Below are 3370 nucleotides of genomic sequence, written 5' to 3' on the forward strand. Positions count from 1 at the left end.
TTTAGTATATCAGATACGTTCCCCCTCACTGAAACACCTGGTGGACAACCCGCCCCGCCGCACCTGATCCAGCAGCGCGCGGCAGTGAGACCCCCCGAGTCGCCGCCACCAGCGGCTCCTCGCGCCGAGCCACACAGGCAGTTCACTCGTAGGACACCCCACTCATTCCCGAGAGCCGACCGCGGATCCCGGGGCCCACACCGCCACCTCCACCCCCACCAACGGAGGAAGAACATGTCCATCCCCGAGCCGCACCCGATCAGCCGCAGATCCATCCTTCGCGGCGCCGCCATCGCCGGTGCCGGCGCCGCGATGGCGCCGCTGGTCAACCTCGCGACCGCGAGCCCGGCCGCCGCCGCCGCGACCAGCGGCAACTACACCATCCGCTTCGACCAGCCGAAGCAGACCATCCTGGGGCTCGGCTTCGAGATCCAGTCCGACTCGATCGGCTCCGGCAACAACGGACTGCCCGACTCGTTCAGCAGCGTCCCCTACGACTTGGTCCCCAGCGAGCGGGACCGCCTCTACCAGCAGATGTTCAAGGGCGACCGCACCGACCGGGGCTTCCGCTACTGCCGGCTCGCCCTCGGCCTGTACTTCCGCGGCACCGACCCCACCGGCAAGCACCTCCAGAACCGCTACCCCGGCCAGGCCGAACTGCTCTCCGACATGATCCACAAGTCCGGCATCGAGGGCGTCGCCGCCGAGTACTGGTCACCGCCCCCCGGCTTCAAGAGCAACAACAACTTCGTCGCGGGCAAGCTGAAGTCGTTCACCCCGGCGTTCCTGGACGAACTCGGCGACGCCATGGTCGGCGACCTCGACTACCTCACCGCCCGCGGCGTGCCGATCTCGATGTGGGGCCTGCAGAACGAACCGGGGGGGTGGACGACCTACTCGAGCTGCCAGTACACGCCCGCCGAATACGTGCAGACGTTCAAGGCCGTCGTCCCCAAGATCAAGGCCAAGTACCCGAACGCCCTCATCCACTCCAACAGCAATGGCGGCTGGAAGGACGAGTACGGCCAGGCCATGATCGCCGATCCCGCGGCCCTGGCCATGATGGACTACTGGACCTGGCACAGCGTCGGCACCCAGAGCACCGAACAGCTTGTGGCCAACCGGTTCACGACGGGGGCCATGGGCAAGCCCGTGTTCAACAACGAGTTCGAGTACCTCGACAACCAGACCAGCGACGCCCGGTGCCTCAACACCGCCCAGTCGATCATGAACTGGATGACGTTCCAGAACGCCCAGAGCTGGTTCTGGCTGCACGCCCTCAAGCCGATCGGCAACGCCGAGGCGGGAGGCTACTCGCTGGGCTTCTGGCGCCCACCGGGCGACACCGACTTCACCCGCTTCCCCGACCTGCAACCCGGCCACTGGACCTGGAACCCCCGCAACTGGAACGCCATCGCCGGCTTCGTCCAGTTCATGCCGTGGAACTCGGTCCGCCACCACGTCGAGGAACCGCTGTACTACTACCAGCTGGAGCCGGAGCGGGGCTGGGAGTACCTGCCCGCCGTCAACCAGCGGATCATGGCGTGGAAGACCCCCGAGGGCAAGCCCGTCTTCGCGATCACCAACTCCTCCAGCACGCCCTACACCTTCACCGTCAACACCCAGACCGCCGCCAACTTCCGCGGCCTGCGCTACGGCCCCAGCACCAACAACCTCCTCATCAGCACCAAGACCGGCCCGCAACTGACAATCACCGTCCCGGCCCGGTCGATCGAATTCTGGATCCGCACACCCTGACCCCGACACACCGCACCGACAGCGTCCCCGAACGTCTCCCGACTCGACCCGACCCGCCCACCGACCGGCACAGCTCCTCCACAGGACCCGCCGGGCCGCCCGCGAGACGTTCGAGAGCATCCACAGGCCGGTCCGCGCGACCTCGCGAAAGCCGGTCCGCCGCCTGCGGACGACGTACCTCGCCGATAGAGATCCGGTACAAGAACCAGTCGCTGACACCACATGACGTCGGACCGTGAGTCCGTACGAAAGTCCAGCGTCACGAACTACCCGGTTCCGGGCTGGAAGCCAGCACCCGGCCAGATCGCTACTGCGGCGACCTGTGAGAACCACCGTGTCACAGTGCAAATACTGACCACAGAATCACGCACTGCCGCCTCGGGGAGACACCCGCCGGCCCGGCGGTCGCCACACACCGATCGGGTGTGCGGTGACCGCCGGACAACCACGCACGATCTGCACGGTCCCCGCCCTCGCACAGCGGTGGAGCGCCCCCACGCGTGACGACCACGCTGCCGACCCGGACCCCCGCCACCGGGCCGTCGATCCGGCCCCCACACCGTCCCCGTTCACAGGCTGCCGGTCCCCACAGGGCGAAGCGGCCTTCCGCGCACCCAAAGCTCCTGTCGGCGGCGGCTCAATCGGGCGTGTCAGCGACCTCGTGTAAGTCACCTGCTGTGGTCATTGGATGCTGAGCCGGTCCTCGAAGAACAGCGAGAACTGGTTCAGCGCCTCCTTCCAGTGTGCGGCGACGCGGTTGACGTCGCGTGCCCGGGGAGCGATCAGCTCCCGGACGGCGAGGTAGAGCACCTTCAACGCGGCCTGTTCGGATGGGAAGTGACCGCGGTTGCGGGTGGCCTTCCGCAGTCGGGAGTTGATCGACTCGACCATGTTCGTGGAGTAGACGACCTTCCTTATCGCGGGCGGGAAGGCCAGGTAGGGCGTGAACTCGGGCCAGGCCCGCTGCCAGGTCTGGACGACCGCCGGATAGCGGGTGCCGAGATCGGAGGCGGCGAACTCCTCCAGCGCCTGTTCGGCGGCCTGCTCGGTCACGGCCGTGTAGACGGCCTTCAGCGCCGGCACCAGCTTGGGGTGGTCCCGCTTGGACGCCAGCCTGAGAGACGCCCGGATCAGGTGAAGCCGTCAAAGAACAACACGTTGGCTATCCGTGTCCGTCCCCATGGTCTTCCGTCTGCGGTTCGTTGACCGAGGCGAGCAGGTCGGCTGCTGTGGTGTGCCGGTGCTCGGCGGGGGTGATGTCGATGCGGCGGGCGTCGAGGATCGGCAGGACGTCCTTGATCGCGTTCCACAGCGTGCTGCGGCAGACACCGAACAGCTCGGCGAGGGGGTCCAGGCCGCAGACGCGACGCCGGTAGAGGATCGTGACGAGGATCCGGTCGCCGTCGGTCATCTACTGCCGGAAGACGCCGCCGCGGCTGCCGGGGCGTCGGTCGCCGCCGCGCTGGCGGTGACGGCGCTGTTCGATCGCGGCGGCGTACGGCACGATCCGCTCCTCAAGTGCGGTCAGGGCCAGTGGACTCTTTCCACGTGAAGCATTTCGGCGAACTCCGCTGCCTCTGAAGCCTCTTCGTTCGCGCGACATGCCGTCCAG

General features: G+C 67.4%; 4 protein-coding genes. 1 reads left to right on the forward strand and 3 read right to left on the reverse strand.

The window, feature by feature from the left end; genetic code table 11:
* The first annotated feature begins 234 nt into the window (after positions 1-234).
* Entirely contained in the window at positions 235-1758 is a 1524-nt protein-coding gene (locus ACFWOG_RS40225) for a hypothetical protein (protein ID WP_380364641.1), read from the forward strand.
* A 681-nt stretch (positions 1759-2439) separates the two neighbouring features.
* On the opposite strand, the gene ACFWOG_RS40230 is transcribed toward ACFWOG_RS40225, so the two are convergent.
* The 3 genes from ACFWOG_RS40230 to ACFWOG_RS40240 all read right to left on the reverse strand — a co-directional run.
* Positions 2440-2892 (reverse strand): transposase, encoded by a 453-nt coding sequence (locus ACFWOG_RS40230; protein WP_380364647.1) that lies wholly within the window; start codon positions 2890-2892, stop codon positions 2440-2442.
* Positions 2893-2920: 28 nt separating this feature from the next.
* The gene (locus ACFWOG_RS40235) at positions 2921-3169 is read right to left on the reverse strand and encodes a hypothetical protein (protein WP_380364643.1); all 249 of its coding nucleotides are present in this window, start codon (positions 3167-3169) and stop codon (positions 2921-2923) included.
* A partial coding sequence (locus ACFWOG_RS40240) for a hypothetical protein (protein ID WP_380364645.1) occupies positions 3170-3370 on the reverse strand: 201 nt, incomplete at its 5' end.

It is taken from the genome of Kitasatospora sp. NPDC058406 (assembly GCF_042722765.1).
Lineage (GTDB): Bacteria > Actinomycetota > Actinomycetes > Streptomycetales > Streptomycetaceae > Kitasatospora.

Bases quoted from the DNA above. Each gene is read 5' to 3' on its own strand.
- ACFWOG_RS40235 (WP_380364643.1), bottom strand. From the start codon at position 3,169: ATGACCGACGGCGACCGGATCCTCGTCACGATCCTCTACCGGCGTCGC.
- ACFWOG_RS40225 (WP_380364641.1), top strand. From the start codon at position 235: ATGTCCATCCCCGAGCCGCACCCGATCAGCCGCAGATCCATCCTTCGC.